Genomic DNA, 21,597 nt, shown 5'->3' with positions numbered 1-21,597 from the left:
CTTATTTCCCTCTATTGATTTTCATCTAGCTGCTTTCTTTCAATTAAAGCAATATGTTGCCAACCTCGTGTGACAACGGTCAAGGGCAGGGAGCCTTGCTGAGCAGATAAATAGATATATTTATTGGAGAGCTGTTTGATAACGTATGCTTGCTGTTTATATTTATCAGCTTGAGTTGAATTAACACCTAATACCATAATTAACGCTCTTCCTTTGCTATCAACACTATTAAGAGCTGATATAGGTAAACGATAGGCAAGGGTATCCGTAATTACATCAGTCAACATATGCGCTAATTGACCAACAACAACTTGACTCGTTGTTAAGCCTGATAATAAAACTTCAATAGTAAACAAATGGCTTTGTTGATCTGCAATCGCTGGGACTTTACTTACTCTCCCCTTAACCACTCCAAACTGAGGTAAATTAACATTAACTTTCTGCTGTAATTTAACTAATTTCACCTCATTTGCGGTTAGCGCGACTCGCACTACTAAATTGTTTTCTATCGCAGCTATTTGTAATGCACTTTGATTAGGGCTTTGCAATTCTCCCGCTTCGGTAAACCTTGTTATTACAACACCATCAAAAGGAGCATATAATTGTGCTTTCGACAGGTTATATGCTGCCACTTTATGACTAGCACGTGTTGTTTCAACCAATGTTTCAGCATTATCTAGTGCTTGTTGAGAGCTTAAATTTTTTCTGAGCAAAGTATTAATGCGCTTAACATCTCTTTTTGCCTGCAATAAGCGCGCATAACTGGCATTTTTCTCTGCAATCAGTTCTGCACTATCGAGCTCAGCTAACAACTGACCTTTAGTAAAACTATCCCCTTCATCAACATTAATTTCTTCAAGGTAGCCATTACTTTTAAAAGATAAATTTAAGGTTCGCTTAAAGGCAACTTTGCCAGTGCGGTTAATTTCCTTAACGATAGGTTTAACTTTAATGGTTTTAGTTTCAAGCTGTTGTGCATAGGAGGGCGTAATTAATGACGTACTGACAAGAAGCAAAGTTATAATAAAAACTGGCTCAATTCGTGATAAAAACAACCCGAGAATACGTGGTTTCATTTTTAAAATATAACCAAAATTTTAATAGGGTATTCATAACTTTAGGCAGTTTTCTCGCTAAAGTACATAATTAAAAAAAATAGCGGCTTAGAAAAACCTAGTAAGTTATTAAAACAACCTCTAGTTCAGGTATTTTGCCATCTTAGCTAGACAAGTATATTGATAAATTATAGTATTTGCCGCGCATTCATTGATGCAAGATTAAAGCTAATACTTTTTATCTATAATCCACCCGTAGCTCAGCTGGATAGAGCGCGCCCCTCCGGAGGGCGAGGTCACAGGTTCGACTCCTGTCGGGTGGGCCATTCCCCCCTTAAATCCCTGTACTATTTTAGGTAATATTATTTAAATATATTTCCCGAGCCTACTCTGTCATGTTAAAGCGCCTCAAGGCGATTTTTTTCATCTGTATTTTAAATAACAGACAACTCTATTTTTGAGCTAAGTTTCAAAACTAAGAGACTAATTGACGATAATCATCATTATCTTCTACATAACATTCTGCTTGGCTAATAGAGCCAAAATAGTAGGTAAGTAATTTACTACGTTTTTCACGTACATTGATGGGAAGGTCGAGTTTTTTGGCAACTTCAAGCCAGGTTTTAACTAAGGTTAGTGGTGGTAGTTCTTGCATAAATTCATCCTTGAAAGAAATAACTATTTCATACTTTACGTTAAAAAAATGTTAATTCAAAGATGGTAATGGTCATTTTTTACTCTTTCATGCTATTTTTTACAAAACTTCATTAAAAATAATACCTTAAGCTGGCATAAATACTTAGAGGGTAAGCACCAAATTCAGAACCAAAAGAATAATTAACATTGTCACTGCTGCCTTGATAAATCATTGACTCACCGTGACTTACATAAACACCAAAATCAGAATATACATTATCACTCCAACTGGTTTCACTACTAAGAGTCAAAAATACTGAACTATCACTAACATTATAAAAGGCGCTAGCGTTCACAGATACAAGCGGTGAAGCCAACCAAGTCAAAGCGGGAACGATATAGTGCTGACCATATAAATACACGCCAGCTTTCTGATAGGGTGCTTGTGTGGCAAGTTTAGTGTAATCATCGGTGTTATTACTACCAGCACCATTATAGTGATACTCGATCATAATAATTACATCTTCATTTAGCGCATAATCAGAGCCTATAGAGCTACGCCAATAACTTTCACTATAAGGGACCGTTTCAATAGGAGTTAGGGGATTCGTAGATAAACCTTCAGCATTGTGACTTTCAGAAGTATCGCTTTGTTGCCAATCCATAAAAGCAGCCTCAAACCAAAAACCAAAGTCACCTATCGCTCGTTCAATACCACCGCCTACTAACCAGGCATCATCAAGAATAATTGCGATTAGCTCAATATCATTACCACTAAGAGAATTTTTACCACGTAAAAAAGCGGCAATGTTCTGCTTTTTTCCACCCTCACCAATGACCAAGCCCATATCTACCACAGCAAAATCACCCACATCAGCTTTATAACGAATAACATCAATACCAACTCGGTATTCTTGGTTTAGTGTTTGGATGGCAAAGGGGATAAAAATATCGGTAGGGTTAATAAAGCGAGCTGAGCCAAATGATAATACTTGACGGCCAATGGTCAAATCCCCATATTGATTGCTATATTGATAATTAAAGCGGTCAAGATTTTGTAAAACCACACCATTATTACCAATATCAGTCAGTACCGCATTAAGGTCTTTATAACGATATTGATTATTAGCCAAAGACACTGTGCCACTAATCGAAGCTAAGTTATCCTGGTTATAGTAACCAGCCATATCACTATTTGAAAAATACAATGGCTGTATTTCATAATCTATTTCTACATTCCCTTTGCTCGACGATAAGTAAGATGCCATTAAACGTAAAGCATTTTGGGATTGAAAGTTAGCTGGTATTGATGATGTTTGACCTTGCTCAGCATTATTAGTGATACTCGCAATGCTATTATCTTCAATAGGCATTTGTTTAATGGGAATACTGTCTTGCGCCAACGCATAGCTTTTCAGATAACCACTAAATGAAAAGCTTTCCGCATAAGCGTTAATAGGTAAGGGGAGGGCTGAAGCAAAAAAAAAGGTTAAAGCTAAATAAGCTTTATTTACTGACATTAATCTCTGCGCTCATCATCAACAACACAGCCATCAACAAGACGTATAATACGTCTTGCACGCTCCATTATTTTAGGATCATGAGTTGAAAAAACAAAGGTCATATTTTGTTGCTCATTTAACTCTTTCATCATATCGAGTAAGTCAGATCCTGTTTTAGAGTCTAGGTTTGCTGTTGGTTCATCCGCTAAAATAATACTTGGTTTCGACACCATAGCCCTTGCGACAGCGACACGCTGCTGTTGTCCACCAGATAACTCAGCAGGGCGACGATCCCCTAGTCCTTTTAAGCCAACGGCATGCATAATATTATCAACACGTTGGTTTCGTTCAGCTGTAGGTATGCCTTGTAGCAACATAATGTATTCAATGTTTTCTCTCGCACTCAATACAGGTATTAAGTTATAGGCTTGAAAAATAAAACCAATATGATCGCGTCTAAAATCAGATAGCTCAGTACCTGTCATAAGGCTAATATTTTTATTATCTAACAATACATCCCCAGAACTTGGATTATCTAAGCCGCCCATTAATTGTAACAAGCTAGTTTTGCCAGAGCCCGAAGGACCAATAATAGCAGTGAACTCACCGCGTTCTATAATTATATTGGCATCTGTCAGCGCTTTAACTAAGGTATCACCGCGGCCAAATTCTCTACATAATAAAGTTGTTTCTATGACTGTTTTTTGGCTAACTATCACCTCAGGAGTGATGCCTGCAATATCAACTTGAGTTGTCATCTACATTATTTCCTATTTACTTAGTATTTTATTATTTATTAACCAATTTACTCGCTAAAGAGTTTTTCGCATGGCAAAAGAAGGCTGTAAAGCCGCCGCATGAAAGGCTGGGTATAAACTAGCAAGCAAAGTAACAGCTAAAGTTGCAAGAGCCATGCTGGCAAAACTACTAACATCTAGTATTAAATAAATAGGCTCATTTAAGGTCATTCCTGACATTTCTAATTCTGAATAATCAATACCTACAATAGAACCCCAATAACAAAAGATAAAGGCCATGAATAAACCCGCAGTAACACTTAATACGCCAATAAAAAAGCCTTCCAACATTATTTGATAGAATAGCTGCTTAGGACGTGTTCCGATGGCCAATAAAATACCGAACTCGGTTTGTCGTTCGAAAATAGACATAAACATGGTATTGATTAAACCTAAACACACCAAAATATACATAATAATTGAAACTATAAGTGTGGAATACTTAGTCATAGCTAACATACTGCTAAGTTGTGGTATTAATTCTTGCCAGCTTAACGTTTCAATAATGTCGTTATTAAATGTTTGCCAAAGCCCTAAACTTTTATCATTCGCTTGATCTAAATTTTGCAGCCGTAATGCAATTTCATGTACGCCATTTATATTTAATAATTTCTGGGCTTGTGACAAATTAATAAATGTCATGCCTATATCCATGCTTCTTTCATTAAAGCGAAATAAGCCTGATACCCGAAATAAAGCTTGTGATAAATCACCCGCATGTGCCTCTGAAACAGTAACAACTAACCGATCACCTAAACTAATTTCTAATAAATCAGCAAGCTGTTCTCCAATAATTATTTCGCCATCAATACCTGATAAATAATCCCCTTGAACCAAAGCTAGCTTTAGTTTACTAACCTGTGCTTCTTTTATAGCATCCACGCCATAAACAATTGCTGAAGCAACATTCTCAGAAGAAGAAGTCATTGCGCCTGTTAATACCCTTGGCGAAAACGCTTCAATTTCTACGATGGAGTTAAGTTGCTGATAGAGTGTAGTGGTATCTTCAATATACAAATCAACATCATTTGTCTCACGAAAACCCACTCGATGAATTTGCCCTTCTCCAAGAAAGGTTTGTGTGCTGATTTTCACCATAGTTTCAACCATGCCGCGTACAAAAGCATCGGTGAACAATATAGCTGCTAAACTACAAGAAATCAGCAAAACAGTGAGTAATGTTCTACGAGTATTTCTAAAAATACTACGCTTGGCTAAAAGTAATACTAAAGTGTTTTGAGCGCTATTTTGTTGACTCGGTAATTTACTAGATTCTGTAACTGAGTTATTTAGTTTTTTTGTTGGTATTGTCATATTTAAACCGCCTGTAACGCTTTTAAAGGCGATATTTTAGCGGCCCTGATAGCCGGAATAAAGCTGACTATTAGGGTACTGCTAATAACAACTATTGTTGGTAATAACACCACAAACCAACTGACTTCACCTAACATTGTATCAAAGGTAATACCGCCCATATCTATCGGCTCTGGCATTGATATACCACTGCTTGCCAACCAATAACATACCGGTAAAGCTAAGGTTAAACCAATTAAACAACTGAAAATAGCCAAGACAAAAGATTCTAACATGATCAAGTTAAAAACAGATAAAGGACGAGTACCAACCGCTTTTAATACACCAAATTCACGGGTACGCTCTAAGGTGCCCATTAAAATAGTATTCAACACACCTATGGATACTATAAAAATAATAATGCCCATGGAGACATAACTGCCTTTTTTATCGGCTTGCATACTATTATAAAAAGAAGACTCCACCACCTGCCATGGTGCTACCCTTAAACTTTTATTATCAAGTGCTGATTGAGTTTTCATGGCAAAACTTCTTGCCTCACTCTGATTAGATAAAATAATAGCTAGCTCATGCACTTTATTGTTATCGCCTTGCATTGATAAAAACTCTCGCATAGCCGATAAACTAATATAAACACTCATACGTTCATAAGAGCTGGCATCGCCAACAACCGCAACAATCTCAAAAATGTCATTGGCAATAGAGCCATCAATGCCTTGAGAAATAAGTACCAGTTCATCACCAATTTTAAGTTGTAGATTTTTGGCCAAACTAAAGCCTATCATCGCAGGGAAATAACCGCTTTTATTAACCTGGTTTGTTAAATAATGACCTGCCGTTACTTTATTTACCAAACGTGTGGTTTTAGCTTCGCGCCGAGGATCAATACCAACGACTTGAGCAGGAACAGTTTTATTTTTTCCATAGGCCAGTGAAGGCCCATAAATCCTAGGCGCTATTCCTAATACCGATGGCTGTTGCTCTAATTGACTTATTATTTCATCGGCATTATTTATGGTTTTATATAAAGATGGCCGTTCTAGATAGTTACCTTTATGAATTTGTACATGACCAGTATGATCTTGAGTGAATATATTAATAATATTAGCGTAGCTACCCTCAGACATAGAAAGGGTTAAGCAAAGCAAGAAAAAACCGCCACCCATGCTCAATAATGTTAATAATGAGCGGCGTCTGTTACGTAATATATTTCGAAAGGCTAGTTTTACTATCAACATTTGACTACCTACATAATAAGTGCTTACTTACTTGGGAGTTACTGTAATTTATGTTTTAATAATATTTAAAAACGCGTTTGTAAATTGCGTAAGGTGAATACATTATCACCAATATCAGTATCAAATTTTGCTTCAACATATTCAATGATGGTTTTGTGGCCCGTCTTATTCAGCGGGATCATAGTCATAATAGCGGGCATTTTTTTTCCTGAGAAGTCTCTAATATCACTAAACAGCATAGTACGAACCTTGTCACCTTTTTCGTTAAAGTAACTTTGCTCTAACGGCAATAATGTTTGTTGATTGACAATAAACTCTATTTTTCCCCAAACGGTAACAGTATCTTTTTTCGGTATTAAGGTTAGCCGATAGTTTTCACCTTCTGCTATTTTAGAAACTTGATATTCTTCAACTAATGAAACTTCACGTACTAAATCATCATTGGTGAAATCTGAGCCCATCCAAGAGCCCATCATCATTGATGGTGGTACTTTAATCACCTTGTTAATTTTAGGAAAGTAGTTCCACATTTCTTTATTTTTTTTCAAGGTAGCTACACCACGGTCTTTTCTCGGCGATAATATCCGAATAAAAGTATCGTCCATGCCTATAGTCCAGCTTTGCATTTCTAAGGTACGTTGCCAGTTTGGCGTAATAATTTCCATTTTCATGGTAGACACTGAGCTTTTTGAACGAAACAATTCATCCATTTTTTTTAATAGTACAGCGGCATCATCATCATCAGCTAAACAAGAGAAACTTGGCAATAACAAGGATAATGAAAAGAGGGTAGATACAAGCGACTTCAACATGTGCTAATCCTTAAGAATATTTGAATGCTTAATACATAGAATAACTATATCAAGTTAATACAAAAAAATTCAATTATATTAGCTGCTTCTTACATTTATCAAACAATTATAGACACAAAAAAACCAGCAAAAAGCTGGTTTTTATATTGATAATATTTTCCGATAAAATATTAGTTAATCTTAGCTAATATTTCTTCCAATTTAGCTAAGTTATCGTAAGAAATAACCAGCTTGCCTTTGCCTTTTTTATTATGGCTGATAGCAACTTTAGCGCCAATTTTATCCGTTAAGCCTTGTTCTAACTCAATAGTCTCAATAGCCTTTTCCACTTTTTCTTTCTCGGCTACCGGATTTTGAATCTTTTTAATTAAAGCCTCAGTATCTCTTACTGTTAATTCTTTAGTCGCTACCGTTTGTGCTGCTGATATTTGTACATCACCTTCTAAAGCTAATAAAGCACGGGCATGGCCCATTTCAATATCACCATTTTCTAAAAAGGTTTTTACTTCTTCGTTTAAGTTATTTAACCGTAATAGGTTACTAACCGTAGTACGTGATTTACCAATGGCTATAGCGACTTCTTGATGAGTTAAATCAAACTCAGTTAATAAACGCTCCAAGGCAATAGCTTCTTCCATAGCATTGAGATCTTCACGTTGAATATTCTCAATTAAGGCAATAGCTACGGCTGATTCATCAGCTACATTTTTAATTAAACAAGGTACAACATCAATTTGTGCTAATTTAGCTGCACGCCAGCGACGTTCACCGGCAATAATTTCATATTTATCATCGGCAACTAAACGTACAACAATAGGTTGAATAATACCTTGTGATTGAATCGATAATGATAATTCTTCTAACGCAGTATCTGACATATCACGCCGTGGTTGATATTTACCAGGAACAAGTGAGCTGATGGCAATTTTTTGAAACTCACTATCACTAGTTTTTTCAGTAGGACCTTCTACTGCGCTCTCTGTTAGTGCCGATGGAATCGCAGGGGATAATAAAGCATCTAGTCCTCGACCTAAGCGACTAACACCTTTACGTTTTGCTGTACTCATAATTTTCCTTTGCGCTAATTGGCGAGGCTGGCGGTGGTTTTTTGGGCTTTTTTCGCGGCATCATTTTTACGTAATACTTCACCGGCAAGGGCTAAATAGGCTTTAGCACCCGTTGAAGATTTATCATAATACATGGCAGGTGTACCAAAACTAGGTGCTTCTGCTAAACGAACATTTCGAGGGATGACACTACGATATACTTTATCACCAAAATGTCGTTTTAGTTGCTCAGATACATCATTAGCTAAGCGATTTCGAGGATCATACATAGTACGCAGTATGCCTTCAATATGTAATTTATCATTTACTACTGACGTTAACTTAGTGATGGTATCCATTAGGGCTGTTAGACCTTCTAACGCATAGTATTCACATTGCATGGGCACTAAAACAGAATCAGCTGCCGTCATCGCATTAACGGTAAGCATATTTAATGATGGTGGGCAGTCTATTATAATAAAGTCATAAAAATCTCTTACCGGTGCTAAGGCGCTTTTTAAACGCTGTTCACGAGCATATACTTCCATTAATTTTATTTCTGCGGCAGTAACATCTGTATTGGCAGAAATTAAATGATAAAGGCCTGAAGTTTCTTTAATAACAACCTGTTCGACACTCTGTTCTTCTACCAGTAATTCATAACAGGTAGCATGAACAGTATATTTATCAACACCACTGGCCATGGTGGCATTGCCTTGCGGATCTAAATCAATTAATAAAACTTTGCGTTTTGTCGCCGCCAACGAGGCAGCCAAATTAACCGCGGTTGTGGTTTTACCCACGCCACCTTTTTGGTTTGCAATTGCTATTACTTTTCCCACAAGCGCCTCTATTGTTTTTGTTGTTACTAATGTAACTTCTTCAAGACCAGTACGTGTCGTTCACCAACCAAGTCAGGTACGATAATTTTATGACTGTCTACTAAAGTAATATTTTCAGGTAATTGACTGATCTCATCCTGAGGATATTGGCCTTTCAGTGCAAAAAATAGTCCTTGCTCTGTGGTTATTAAATGCTGACACCAGCTTACCATATCATTAAGAGAAGAAAAGGCGCGACTCAAGACGCCATCAAAAGATTGCTCACCTTGATAATCTTCAACTCTCGCCTTTACTGGCGTGACATTAGTCAGTTTTAACTGAAAAACAACTTGTCTAAGAAAGGTAATACGCTTGCCTAAACTGTCTAATAAGACAAAATTTCTTTCTGGATACAAAATTGCCAAGGGTATACCCGGCAAACCAGGACCTGTACCTACATCAATGAAGTTTTCTCCAATAAGAACTTCACCTACCATTAAGCTATCCATAATATGTTTGATTAACATATCACTAGGATCGCGCACTGAAGTAAGGTTATAGGCTTTATTCCATTTGTTGAGTAGCTCAACGTATTGAATAAGTAAATCGATTTGCTGTTGAGAGACGACAAGCGGTGTTTTACCGATCAGTGTCGTTAATTGCTGTGTTAAATTCATTTTATTTAGACGAACAGACTAACTTATTCAGTTATCTGCTCGCCCCTAGCTATTGCTTTTAGCCTAATTTGCGTAAAAGACCGTGTTTTTTTAAGTAAACTAATAATAACGAAATTGCCGCCGGAGTAATACCAGAAATTCGTGAAGCTTTACCAATAGTTTCCGGACGAGCATCGGTTAGCTTAGCAACAACCTCGTTAGAAAGGCCTGAAATTTGCTTATAATCAAAATCAATTGGGATTAAAGTATCTTCATTACGTTTTTTCTTGGCTATTTCATCTAGCTGGCGATCAATATAGCCCGCATATTTTGTTTGAATCTCAACCTGCTCAGAAGCTTGGTTATCAGCTGATGCAGGACCTAAACCTTCAATTTTCATTAAGTCGTCATATTTTACTTCTGGACGACGGATCAAATCTTCTAAACTGGCTTCTTTACTCATAGGCGCTTTTAGCAAGGCATTGATCTGATCAATATTTTTATGATCCTTTTGTACCCAAGTAGATCGTAAACGTTGACGCTCAAGTTCAATATTTTCCATTTTTTCATTAAATCGTTGCCAGCGAGCATCATCAACTAAACCGACTTTACGACCTAGCTCGGTTAAGCGAATATCAGCATTATCTTCACGCAACAATAAACGGTACTCAGCACGCGAAGTAAACATACGGTACGGCTCTTTAGTGCCTAAGGTCGCTAAATCATCAATTAATACACCTACGTAAGCTTGGTCACGACCTAGAATAAATTCATCACGTTCTTTCACTCTATTAGCAGCATTAGTTGCGGCAATAAGACCTTGCGCACCAGCCTCTTCATAGCCAGTAGTACCATTAATTTGACCGGCAAAATATAAGTTTTGCACAAATTTACTTTCTAAACTTTGTTTTAAGTCGCGAGGATCGAAGTAATCATATTCAATGGCATAACCTGGGCGAGTAATAAATGCGTTTTCAAAGCCTTTAATTGAACGTACTAAATTCATTTGCACATCAAAAGGTAAACTCGTTGAAATACCATTTGGGTATACTTCATGGGTAGTTAAACCTTCAGGCTCAACAAATATTTGATGTGAATTTTTATCTGCGAAACGAGTTATTTTGTCTTCAATCGATGGGCAGTATCTTGGCCCCACACCTTCAATTACGCCAGTATACATTGGAGATCTATCTAACCCATCTCGAATATATTGATGGGTTTTCTCGTTTGTATGAGTGATATAACAAGATACTTGTTCAGGATGATCCGCACGTGATCCCATAAAAGAAAAGACCGGACGTGGTGTATCACCCGGTTGCTCTTCCATCACTGAAAAATCTAATGATCTTGCATCAAGCCTTGGTGGTGTTCCTGTTTTTAAACGATCCATTCTAAACGGCATATCACGCATCTTTTCTGCGAGGTTTACACTGGCAGGATCACCTGCTCGACCGCCTTGATAATTATTTAAACCAATATGAATCTGTCCTGAAAGGAAAGTGCCAACGGTAAGTACCACTGTTTTGGCTTTAAATTTAAGACCCATTTGTGTTGATATGCCAACGACACGATCATTTTCAAGGATCAAGTCATCACAAGGCTGTTGGAAAATAGTTAAATTTTCTTGATTCTCCAATACGTTACGCACATACGAACGATATAAAATGCGATCTGCTTGTGCACGAGTTGCTCTAACCGCAGGACCCTTACTAGAATTTAAGGTTCTAAATTGAATGGCGCTATGATCAATGGCCTTAGCCATCAAACCACCAAGTGCATCAATTTCTTTAACAAGATGACCTTTGCCAATACCACCGATTGCAGGGTTACAAGACATTTGACCTAGGGTGTCAATGTTATGAGTTAACAACAACGTTTTACAGCCCATACGTGCTGCTGCAAGTGAGGCCTCGGTTCCGGCATGACCGCCACCAACAACAATTACGTCATAAGACTCTTGATACCACATAAAATAACAATCCTGCTTGGTTAAAATTAGTTAAAGTTTTTATTAAAGGTGAGCTAAAAATTATAACTCTCAAAAATTAGGGAACGTATTTTACCGCTTTTTTCTCTTCAAGGATACGATCAAATGTGTAAAAAAGATCGGACCTGATCCTTAGTATATAAAAAGAGATCTTTATAAAGATCTTATTATTATTACTTATTAAGATCGTTATTTTCTGTGGGTAAGTACATTTTCTTTATATTTATTAGTTAGTAACACCAATGATAACCTTGTGATCAAGCTTTGATCAATCAGCAAATAAGCTTTGATCAAAACAGCGACTTATACACAGGACGTTTAAAATATAATTTAATCCACTGAGTAATAATAGAAAAATAACCGGTTATTAACTATTTTATCCACAATAGAAAAAAATAAGATCGAAAACTGTTAATAACTTATGGGTAACTGATCGTGCTAGATCTAAAGTAGATCTTTATTTGAGCTGATCCACTGCTGAGCAAGATCTTCTGGATCAATATCTTCAGACATATCAAAGGTTTTTGTTTTGGTTATTTTTGTGCAACCCTTTGATATCAAAAGGGTTGATAAGTCTAGTGCTGCCTTGCAAAATGTATCATAGCTTGAATCTCCGATCCCTATGGTTAAAAAACTCACAGTGGATAGATCTTGATCACAATGACTAAGATCACTAACAAATTGTTTGATGTTGTCAGGGTAGTCACCAGCACCATGTGTTGAGGTACAAATGATCCAAACAGGTTTTTCAGGGGAGTTATTGTCTATTTTTTCTTCCTTATCGTTTGAGAAAGTATTATTGATTATGTTTTGAAGCTCTGGTTTAAGGTGAATATCAACCTTATGATCAAGTTTATTTAAGGTCTCTTCACAGGCTTCTGCAACATATTCTGTGCCACCGAGCATACTACCAACAATGATTTGAATTGAGCTCATATAGGGTCTCTTTTAACTAAATGGGGTTATTAATAACGATAATAAGCGATGAGTTATTGTATTACCTAAGCTAAGTTATGATAAACAATTACTTTGAGATGTTGTTCTTTTAAGCAACTAATATTGTCAGCCGTTTACCTTGAATATTTAAAAATAAAAAGGAATTTTATATGAAAAAAGTGCTTATCCAACTTATTGTACTGCCTTTTTATTGTTAGCCATACCAATATTGTCCAAGCAGATCCCACCAATAAATATATTACACAAGAAATAGTGAATTGTTATGTTGGCCATGAAATAGCACAAACGGAATTGTATAAATCAGGCAGATCCGAACAGCTAAAGTAGCTTCTTGCTCAGTTTTCAGGGAAAGAAAAAGTCGATAAGATCATACTTTTTTCTAAAACAGAAGCAATTGGATTATCAAGCCAGCGGCGTAGATATATTTATGCAACCAGGTAAAATCGTAGAAAGGTATTGTACTAGCTTAGATGAAAAGGTAGCTGAAGCGCTAAAATAGAAGTGCTAAATGTTTATTAAGCCGTATAGCTTTTTAGTTATACGGCTTTTATTGGTGTTATTTACCTATACAAAAAGAGCTAAATATCTTACCTAATAGATCATCACTGGTGAACTCGCCGGTTATTTGATCAAGTTCTTGCTGACAGATACGTAATTCTTCTGCCAATATTTCCCCAGCCACATATGATTCAAGCTGATCAAGTCCAACTAATAAGTGTTGATGAGTATTCTCTAACGCCACTAAATGACGTCTTCTTGCCATAAAGCCACCTTCGGTACTACCTTGATAACCCATAATGGTTTTTAGGTGCTCTTTTAGGCTGTTAACACCATCACCCGTTTTGGCTGATAAGGTAATGATGGTGTGTTGTGTACCATCGGTATCGGTAAACTCAGTAAAACCGCTTTTAGTATTGTTAACATCGGCTTTATTTCTGATCAAGGTTAGCCCCATGTTCTCCGGCAGTTTGGCAAAAAATTCAGGATAATAATCTTTAATATCTTGTTCATCTTCCAAGATACTGTGATCGTCACTGGCATCAACCATTAACAAAACCCTATCCGCCTTTTTGATTTCCTGCCAAGCCCGCTCAATACCTATTTTTTCAACCACATCATCACTGTCACGTAATCCAGCGGTATCAATAATATGTAATGGCATGCCATCGATATGAATTTGCTCGGCCAATACATCACGTGTTGTTCCGGCAATATCGGTAACTATGGCGGTTTGTTTGCCACTTAAGGCATTTAGTAAGCTTGATTTTCCTGCATTTGGACGACCAGCAATCACTACGCGCATACCTTCACGAATTATACTGCCTTGCTGTGCTTGAGTACGCACATCTTCTACTTTACTGATAATAGTTTTTAAGTCGGTGACAATTTTTTTATCGGCAAGAAAGTCTATTTCTTCTTCGGGAAAGTCTATAGCTGCTTCCACATACATACGCAAATGAATAATGCTTTCGACCATTTCATGTACTAATTTTGAGAAGTCGCCTTGTAAGGAGTGTAGGGCAGAGCGAGCAGCCTGTTCTGAACTAGAGTTAATTAAATCAGCAATGGCTTCTGCTTGGGTTAAATCAAGTTTGTCGTTCAAAAAAGCTTGTTCACTGAATTCACCAGGCTTAGCCATAATAACCTTGGGTAGCGCAAGAATAGCTTTAAGTAACATATCTAAAATAACGGGGCCGCCATGACCTTGAAACTCAATGACATCTTCGCCGGTAAATGAATTAGGTGACTTAAAATAAAGTGCTATACCTTGATCTAATATCTGTGCTTTATCTGTTGATGACCCATCACTAAAAGGCAGGTATTCAGCTTTTCTTACCTCAGGTACTTTACCTAAAATAGCTTGCGCAACATTTTTAGCTTCTGGCCCAGATACTCTAATTATGCCTACGCCACCACGTCCTGGTGCAGTTGCTTGTGCGGCGATAGTCGATGTTTGAGAAATTGTTGTCATAGCGAGGTAATTAATTTAGATAATGATTGTGGATTATTTTACTTTATTTCAGGAATAAATGCCTATTAATAGAAAAGGCGATTACTGTGTTATCAGTAATCGCCTTTTTATTTATTTTATAAGTAAACTATTTGCAGATATTAAGCAGCTTTTTCTGCTTTTTTCTTGGCAATGCCAGCAAAGATAATTTTCATTTGCGCAATTGAAATCAAGTTACTTACTAACCAATAAAGTACTAAGCCTGATGGGAACCATGCCATGAATATTGAGAATACTACCGGCATGTATTGCATGATTTTTTGCTGCATTGGATCTTGAATAGTCATTGGCTGCATTTTTTGCATAACATACATACTTGCACCCATTAGTACAGGTAATACAAAGAATGGGTCCATTGCTGATAAATCTTGAATCCAGAATACGAATGGGGCATGACGTAACTCGACACTCTCTAAGAATACCCAGTAAAGTGCTAAGAAAATTGGCATTTGCAATAATAGTGGTAAACAACCGCCTGCAGGGTTAACTTTTTCTTTACGATACATTTCCATGGTGGCTTGTGACATCTTTTGTCTGTCATCGCCAAAACGTTCTTTTAGTTGTGCCATTTTAGGTGCTAAGTCACGCATTTTAGCCATTGAGGTATATTGCGCTTTAGTTAATGGGTACATACCACCTTTTACAATTAAGGTGATGATAATAATAGCCACACCCCAGTTAGTAACAAAGCCTTGGATAGTTATAAGCAACCAGAATAATGGTTGGCTGATCATAAATAAGAAACCGTAATCTATAGTTAAATCTAAACTAGGCGCTATCTTTTCTAGTACTTCTTGATCTTTAGGACCAACATAAAATATTGCCGAAGTTGAACCTTGCTGACCGGCATCAATAATAACGGCTGGAGCTTTAAAGCCAATTACAGCTTCAAAGTTATTGCTATATGTTGTATAAATTTGGTTACTATCTTCAGCCTTTGGTACCCAAGCTGATACGAAGTAATGTTCAAGCATAGCAACCCAGCCACCAACTGTTGCTTTAGTTAAGTTAGCTTCTTGAATATCATCAAAATCGTATTTTTCGTAACGCTCTTCAGTAGTTGAATAAGCAGCGCCACGATAGGTTGGCAACATGCCACCGCCAGTGTCAACCATGGTAGATTGCTTAAGCTGTCCATACATTTGTACCGATACACTATTCGCTGTGTTGTTATCTATTAAGTATTCAACATTCACGCTGTAGCTATTTTTATTAAAGGTAAAACGTTTAGTTACCGTCATACCGCTAACATCGTTAAAAACTAAATCAATAATTAAGCTATCATTGGTTAATTCATAATCGGTTTGCGCAGTGGTATAGATTGGGCGACCTTTAATAAGACGGTCAATACCATTAGCACCAGTTAAACCACTTTGAGCAATATATTTTTGATTGCCATTCTGCATAACGGTAAAGGGAATACCATTGCCTTGCTCTGTATCGTAGTTAAGTAATTTTACTTCTACAATATCGCCACCTTGACTATTAATTTTTAAGTTGAATGTGTCAGTAGTGACAGTAATTAACTTAGCAGAAGTCTCGTTTGATTTTACAGGACTTATTTGTGCGGCTGATGATTCAGGCACGAAGTCTGCGTTAGTATTTTGACCAGACTGATTTTGGCTAATACTTATTGGTTCAGCTATTGGGGCGTTTTGTTCCTGCCATTGACTAAACAGTAAGTAGGTAACAACCATAAGCGCAATAAAAAGTAGACTGCGTTGGGATTCCATAAAATTTACTTCTCTTCTTTGTGATGGCAGGGGAACTTCCCTTGCATAAATTAAATATGATAAGTGTGCGGCATTTTAATATACGTTAGCTTGATAACCAACACTCTTTTAGTCGAGTGGGTTATTTATTCTTTTTATCTAGTGGTACAGGATCTTCGCCGCCTTCATTGAGCGGGTGACATCTTAATATACGTTTGCTTGCTAACCAACCACCTTTTATCACACCAAAGCGATTAATTGCTTCAGTAGCGTAGGCCGAGCAGCTTGGAGTAAATCGACAATTAGGACCTAGTAACGGGCTAATAAAGCGTTGATAGCCTTTTATTCCGGAAATTACTAGCTTTTGTGGCGTTGAATTATTTTTCGCCATATTTTCTCTAATTCTTGATTTATAACTTTGTTATCAAGTTGGTCTATACCTGACTTTACCATAACGACTATATCGATAGCAGGTAAGTTATGTTGATTTAAGCGGAAGCTTTCTCTTACCTGTCTTTTAATGCGATTGCGTTGTACGGCAAGTTTTACTCGTTTTTTGGCAATAGCTAAGCCTAAACGGTTTTTGGCAACTGAATTATTTTTATCAGAGACTAGAGTATGAGGTTTTTGAGTTACTAATAAAGTAAAGTGGCGAGAGCCAAAGCGGAGAGGTTTAGAAAAAACCGCTTGAAAATGACCGGGAGTCAACAAACGTGACTCCCGATTAAATTTGTAAGTAGTCATAGTCTGACTACCTTATATCAAAAATTGTAAACAAGGTTTGATATTATGCGCTAAGGCTTGCACGGCCTTTGGCACGGCGGCGAGCTATAACAGCACGGCCGTTTTTAGTTGCCATGCGAGCACGGAATCCGTGGTTACGCTTACGCTTTAGTACGCTAGGTTGAAATGTTCTTTTCATTACGCTAATCCGTCGGTTGTTGTTGCCCTGGCAAAACAGCCTTTTGAGCACACAGGTCTAAAAAATGAGGCCGAATATTAATGCTTACCTGGGCAATTGTCAATCATTTATGTTAGCTATTTATACAATGATCCTTGTTTTTGCTTCGATGATCATAGTGATCTTTGCTGGTAATATTAACTATATTCACAGTTTTACCACATTACTGTTTTCTTATCTTAATAACTAATTCTATTAATTGGTTGTTTAAAGGAAAAATAACCAATAAATAACAGAGTTTTTTTTGTTGAATATTTTAATGTTTATTTAATGTTTACATATATTTATATTGATGTACTGAAAAATATATTAGAATAGTTAAAAGTCAATATTGCACTTGTGGATAACTCAATAGATAATAGCTGTCAGAAAAATAATAACCTAGTTACTACTGGAGTTTTGGTTGGATCATTCACCTTGGCAACGTTGCCTATCTGTTCTGCAAGAAGAATTGCCTGCTCAGCAATTTAGTATGTGGATCCGACCTTTACAATGCGTTATTAATGATAATGTTATGACGTTATATGCTCCTAATCGTTTTGTACTTGATTGGGTTAGAGATAAATATGTAAATCGTATTAACGAATTACTGACACTAAACGAAGCTAATAATCCTTTACTTCTGCGATTCGACGTCGGCAGTAAACCTGTGATTAACAATGCTATTAGTAATAATTCAACACCCGTTAATATTGGCGGTCACGAAACATTGTTTGCGAAAACAACTTCTGCCCCTAAAATCACTGAACCTGAAAGTAATATACCTAAAAAAACCAATGTCCGCCTTAATTACACTTTTGATAATTTTGTTGAAGGTAAATCTAACCAACTTGCTCGAGCAGCTGCCTCGCAAGTTGCTGATAATCCGGGCACGGCTTACAATCCGTTATTTATTTATGGTGGTACTGGTTTAGGTAAAACACATTTATTACACGCGGTTGGTAATGGTATTTTACTTAATAAACCAAACGCAAAAATTGCCTATATGCATTCCGAACGTTTTGTGCAGGATATGGTGAGAGCATTGCAAAACAATGCGATGGAAAAATTCAAACAATACTATCGATCAGTTGATGCCTTGCTTATCGACGATATCCAATTCTTTGCAGGTAAAGAACGTACTCAAGAAGAATTCTTTCATACTTTTAACGCACTTCTTGAGGGTAATCAACAGGTTATACTTACAAGTGATAGGTATCCAAAAGAAATTAATGGTGTTGATGACCGATTGAAGTCCCGTTTTGGCTGGGGCTTAACGTTAGCAATTGAACCACCAGAACTGGAAACGCGTGTTGCTATATTAAAGCGAAAAGCGCAAGAAAGTCAGATTAACTTGGCTGATGAAGTTGCTTTTTTTATTGCTAAAAGACTTCGTTCTAACGTGCGCGAACTGGAAGGCGCGTTAAATCGTGTTATCGCTAATGCTAATTTCACTGGTCGTGCTATTACTATTGATTTTGTCCGTGAAGCATTACGAGATCTACTTGCCTTACAAGATAAATTAGTCACTATCGATAATATTCAACGAACAGTTGCTGAATATTATAAAATTAAAATTGCAGACCTGTTATCAAAACGACGAAATCGCTCAGTTGCCCGACCTCGTCAAATTGCTATGGCATTATCTAAAGAATTAACCAATCACAGTTTACCTGAAATTGGTGATGCATTTGGTGGTCGAGATCATACAACTGTTTTGCATGCCTGTCGTAAAGTTAAGTCTTTACGTGAAGAAACCCATGATATTAAAGAAGATTATTCAAATTTAATCAGAACACTTTCTTCTTAATTTTACAATAAAACACTAGCACTTAAGCAGGTACCAAAATGAAGTTTTCACTGAATAGGGAATTATTACTTAAACCATTGTTATTGGTTTCTGGCGCAGTAGAACGTAAAAGCACCTTGCCAATTCTGAGTAATATACTTTTTGAGGTGAGTGGTCAATCGCTTACTTTGACGGCCACAGATTTAGAGCTTGAGATGGTAGCTTATGCTGAAGTTCAGAATCAGGGTGAAGACGGTAAAATTACTATTCCTGCTCGTAAATTATTAGACATATGTAAGAGCCTACCTGAAAACTCTCTGATTTCTTTTGAGGTTAAAGATGAAACAATTAAGTTATCTTCTGGCCGAAGTCGGTACTCACTTTCTACTCTACCCGCTGTCGATTTTCCAAATATTGAAGAGTGGAAAGGTGATGTTGAATTTCAGTTGTTGAAATCTGAATTTTTACGTTTAATTGAAAGTACTCATTTTTCAATGGCTAACCAAGATGTTCGTTATTATTTGAACGGTATGTCTATCGAAAGTGAAGGCAATGAAATTCGCTCTGTGGCTACCGATGGTCACCGCTTGGCTATATGTAAAATATCAAATGAGTCATTAGCATTACCCGCAAGGCAAGTTATTGTGCCACGTAAAGGTATATTAGAAATAATTCGTTTACTTGCTCCTGTAGATGAATCAGTGCAGATATTTCTAGGCTCTAATCATATTCGTATAATAGATAGTGAGTTTTCATTTACTAGTAAATTAGTTGATGGGCGCTTTCCTGACTATCGTCGAGTATTGCCTCGTAATGGTGATAAAATATTTGAAACTAATAAAGACGCATTACGTCAGGTTTTATCGCGCGCCTCTATTTTATCTAATGAAAAATTCAAGGGTGTGCGTTTAAACTTTTCAGAATTTAATTTGAAAATTACTGCTAACAATCCTGAACAAGAACAAGCGGAAGAAGAAATAGAAATTCAATTTCCTTATGGTGATTTAGAAATTGGTTTTAACGTAAGTTACGTTCTTGATGTGTTGAGTTCTATTAAAGATGAGAATGTTAAATTTACTTTAGCGGATGCCAACAGTAGTGTTGTTATAGAGGGCAGTAACAATGGCGAAGCGCTTTATGTTGTTATGCCTATGCGTTTATAGTTACTAGATATGTTTTTTTACTAATGGGTGTTGTTAAGTTGACAACGTACAATTTTCGGAACCTGTCAGCACTTACTATTGATTTACACCCAAAGCTTAATTTTTTTGTAGGTGATAATGGCAGTGGCAAAAGTAGTTTACTTGAAGCTATATTTTTTTTGGGTCACGGTAAATCATTTCGTACTAGTAAAGTAGAGCACCTTGCGAGTTATGAAACGGACAATTTTGTTGTTAGTATAAAAGATATAAATGATTTACAGCTTGGTTTAAGTAAAAATTTTGCTACCGGTGTTTCTCTTATTAAAATTAATGGTGAGCGTTTTGCACGTTTATCTGAACTAGCAAAAAACATTGCTGTTCAAATAGTCACACCTGAAAGTTTTAAGCTTTTTTTTGGTGGCCCCAAAGAACGTCGCAGGTTTGTTGAACTCGGAATGTTTCACGTGAAACATGACTCCTCAAAACAATGGCGAGAATTTAATAGAGTATTAAAGCAACGTAATGCTTGTATACGAAATGCATTAGATAAGTCGACTTTTGATTATTGGACCGATCTCTTTTGCAACCTTTCAGAGCAGGTTGCAGAAGTAAGATCTAAATATATTGTTAACCTGATAGATGAATTGCCTTTTTGGCTCAATATATTACTACCAAGTATAGCAAACAAAGTAACTGTTCAATATCTACAGGGCTGGCCACAGAAAAAATCACTTATAGATGCTTTGTCTGATGGTTATGAAAGAGAGCAAGCATTTGGGTATAGTATTTATGGAGCTCATAAGTTTGACTTGAAATTCATGATTGCTAAACAGGCTTTGGAAAGCCAGCTATCCAGAGGACAACAAAAGTTGTTTTTACTCGCGTTAACATTTGCCCAAGCTAAGTTGATTGCAAGAGTTAATAGAGTAAAGCCAATTTTGCTAATTGACGATATAGGTGCTGAGCTAGACGCTAATTCTAGACTTTCCTTGTCGACAGCAATAAAGAATTTAGATTGCCAAGTTGTTATTACGGCAATAGAAGAAGGTGTATTACAACCTTTTATTAATGACTGTTCAGTTACTAATAATGAGAGTAATGAGAAATTAAAATATCACATGTTTCACGTGAAACATGGTGGTATATTACCTGTGAATAATTCAGTAATGATTGAGTAGGCTA

20 protein-coding genes and 1 tRNA gene are annotated in these 21,597 nt (G+C 36.7%); 4 read left to right on the top strand and 17 right to left on the bottom strand.

All coding sequences use genetic code 11. From position 1 onward, the window contains the following. Positions 1-11: 11 nt before the first annotated feature. Positions 12-1,076 carry an efflux RND transporter periplasmic adaptor subunit gene (locus tag GAB14E_RS18600; RefSeq protein WP_033080945.1) on the bottom strand — a complete coding sequence of 355 codons (1,065 nt, stop codon included), beginning with the start codon at positions 1,074-1,076 and terminating at the stop codon, positions 12-14. A 228-nt stretch (positions 1,077-1,304) separates the two neighbouring features. On the opposite strand from GAB14E_RS18600, the gene GAB14E_RS18605 reads away from it, so the two are divergent. Continuing rightward, a tRNA-Arg gene (locus tag GAB14E_RS18605) sits at positions 1,305-1,381 on the top strand. Positions 1,382-1,530: 149 nt separating this feature from the next. On the opposite strand, the gene GAB14E_RS18610 is transcribed toward GAB14E_RS18605, so the two are convergent. The 16 genes from GAB14E_RS18610 to rpmH all read right to left on the bottom strand — a co-directional run bounded on the left by GAB14E_RS18610 (position 1,531) and on the right by rpmH (position 17,466). Further along, a complete protein-coding gene (locus GAB14E_RS18610; RefSeq protein ID WP_033080944.1) occupies positions 1,531-1,710 on the bottom strand; it encodes a hypothetical protein in 180 nt (59 codons plus the stop codon). A 112-nt stretch (positions 1,711-1,822) separates the two neighbouring features. After that, positions 1,823-3,211, bottom strand: coding sequence for a hypothetical protein (locus GAB14E_RS18615; protein ID WP_033080943.1), 1,389 nt, complete (start codon positions 3,209-3,211; stop codon positions 1,823-1,825). Next, complete coding sequence (locus tag GAB14E_RS18620; protein ID WP_052093464.1) at positions 3,211-3,951, bottom strand: ABC transporter ATP-binding protein; 741 nt, start codon at positions 3,949-3,951, stop codon at positions 3,211-3,213. The genes GAB14E_RS18615 and GAB14E_RS18620 overlap by 1 nt, the downstream gene beginning before the upstream one ends. Before the next feature lie 54 nt (positions 3,952-4,005). After that, positions 4,006-5,304: an ABC transporter permease gene (locus GAB14E_RS18625; RefSeq protein ID WP_033080942.1), complete on the bottom strand. Its 1,299-nt coding sequence runs from the start codon at positions 5,302-5,304 to the stop codon at positions 4,006-4,008. A gap of 2 nt (positions 5,305-5,306) precedes the next feature. Next, entirely contained in the window at positions 5,307-6,542 is a 1,236-nt protein-coding gene (locus tag GAB14E_RS18630; protein WP_033080941.1) for an ABC transporter permease, read from the bottom strand. 65 nt (positions 6,543-6,607) lie between these two features. Continuing rightward, the gene (locus GAB14E_RS18635) at positions 6,608-7,354 is read right to left on the bottom strand and encodes an outer membrane lipoprotein-sorting protein (RefSeq protein WP_033080940.1); all 747 of its coding nucleotides are present in this window, start codon (positions 7,352-7,354) and stop codon (positions 6,608-6,610) included. A gap of 170 nt (positions 7,355-7,524) precedes the next feature. Beyond that, positions 7,525-8,421 carry a ParB/RepB/Spo0J family partition protein gene (locus GAB14E_RS18640; protein WP_033080939.1) on the bottom strand — a complete coding sequence of 299 codons (897 nt, stop codon included), beginning with the start codon at positions 8,419-8,421 and terminating at the stop codon, positions 7,525-7,527. Between the two features lie 14 nt (positions 8,422-8,435). After that, the gene (locus tag GAB14E_RS18645; protein ID WP_033080938.1) at positions 8,436-9,242 is read right to left on the bottom strand and encodes a ParA family protein; all 807 of its coding nucleotides are present in this window, start codon (positions 9,240-9,242) and stop codon (positions 8,436-8,438) included. 26 nt (positions 9,243-9,268) lie between these two features. Further along, positions 9,269-9,898, bottom strand: coding sequence for a 16S rRNA (guanine(527)-N(7))-methyltransferase RsmG (gene rsmG, locus GAB14E_RS18650; RefSeq protein ID WP_033080937.1), 630 nt, complete (start codon positions 9,896-9,898; stop codon positions 9,269-9,271). Positions 9,899-9,956: 58 nt separating this feature from the next. Beyond that, positions 9,957-11,846: a tRNA uridine-5-carboxymethylaminomethyl(34) synthesis enzyme MnmG gene (gene mnmG, locus GAB14E_RS18655; RefSeq protein ID WP_033080936.1), complete on the bottom strand. Its 1,890-nt coding sequence runs from the start codon at positions 11,844-11,846 to the stop codon at positions 9,957-9,959. Between the two features lie 462 nt (positions 11,847-12,308). Beyond that, positions 12,309-12,800: a flavodoxin domain-containing protein gene (locus tag GAB14E_RS18660; RefSeq protein ID WP_033080935.1), complete on the bottom strand. Its 492-nt coding sequence runs from the start codon at positions 12,798-12,800 to the stop codon at positions 12,309-12,311. 577 nt (positions 12,801-13,377) lie between these two features. Next, the gene (mnmE, locus tag GAB14E_RS18665; RefSeq protein ID WP_033080934.1) at positions 13,378-14,793 is read right to left on the bottom strand and encodes a tRNA uridine-5-carboxymethylaminomethyl(34) synthesis GTPase MnmE; all 1,416 of its coding nucleotides are present in this window, start codon (positions 14,791-14,793) and stop codon (positions 13,378-13,380) included. Between the two features lie 140 nt (positions 14,794-14,933). Further along, positions 14,934-16,565, bottom strand: coding sequence for a membrane protein insertase YidC (yidC, locus tag GAB14E_RS18670; RefSeq protein WP_033080933.1), 1,632 nt, complete (start codon positions 16,563-16,565; stop codon positions 14,934-14,936). 121 nt (positions 16,566-16,686) lie between these two features. Continuing rightward, on the bottom strand, positions 16,687-16,935 hold the full coding sequence (yidD, locus tag GAB14E_RS18675; RefSeq protein ID WP_033080932.1) for a membrane protein insertion efficiency factor YidD: 249 nt from the start codon (positions 16,933-16,935) through the stop codon (positions 16,687-16,689). Then, positions 16,902-17,288: a ribonuclease P protein component gene (gene rnpA / locus GAB14E_RS18680; RefSeq protein WP_033080931.1), complete on the bottom strand. Its 387-nt coding sequence runs from the start codon at positions 17,286-17,288 to the stop codon at positions 16,902-16,904. The genes yidD and rnpA overlap by 34 nt, the downstream gene beginning before the upstream one ends. Before the next feature lie 43 nt (positions 17,289-17,331). Beyond that, a complete protein-coding gene (rpmH, locus tag GAB14E_RS18685) occupies positions 17,332-17,466 on the bottom strand; it encodes a 50S ribosomal protein L34 (protein ID WP_033080930.1) in 135 nt (44 codons plus the stop codon). A 442-nt stretch (positions 17,467-17,908) separates the two neighbouring features. Between rpmH and dnaA the strand changes: the two genes are divergently transcribed. Genes dnaA through recF form a run of 3 tightly spaced genes read left to right on the top strand, consistent with a single transcriptional unit; the run spans position 17,909 to position 21,593 of the window. Then, positions 17,909-19,294, top strand: a complete 1,386-nt coding sequence (gene dnaA / locus GAB14E_RS18690) for a chromosomal replication initiator protein DnaA (RefSeq protein WP_033080929.1) — start codon at positions 17,909-17,911, stop codon at positions 19,292-19,294. A 38-nt stretch (positions 19,295-19,332) separates the two neighbouring features. After that, complete coding sequence (gene dnaN / locus GAB14E_RS18695; protein ID WP_033080928.1) at positions 19,333-20,436, top strand: DNA polymerase III subunit beta; 1,104 nt, start codon at positions 19,333-19,335, stop codon at positions 20,434-20,436. Positions 20,437-20,459: 23 nt separating this feature from the next. After that, positions 20,460-21,593: a DNA replication/repair protein RecF gene (gene recF, locus GAB14E_RS18700; protein ID WP_033080927.1), complete on the top strand. Its 1,134-nt coding sequence runs from the start codon at positions 20,460-20,462 to the stop codon at positions 21,591-21,593. Positions 21,594-21,597 lie beyond the last annotated feature (4 nt).

The organism is Colwellia psychrerythraea, from assembly GCF_000764185.1.
Taxonomy (GTDB): Bacteria; Pseudomonadota; Gammaproteobacteria; order Enterobacterales; family Alteromonadaceae; genus Colwellia; species Colwellia psychrerythraea_B.
This window is presented reverse-complemented; position numbering and strand designations above follow the sequence as displayed.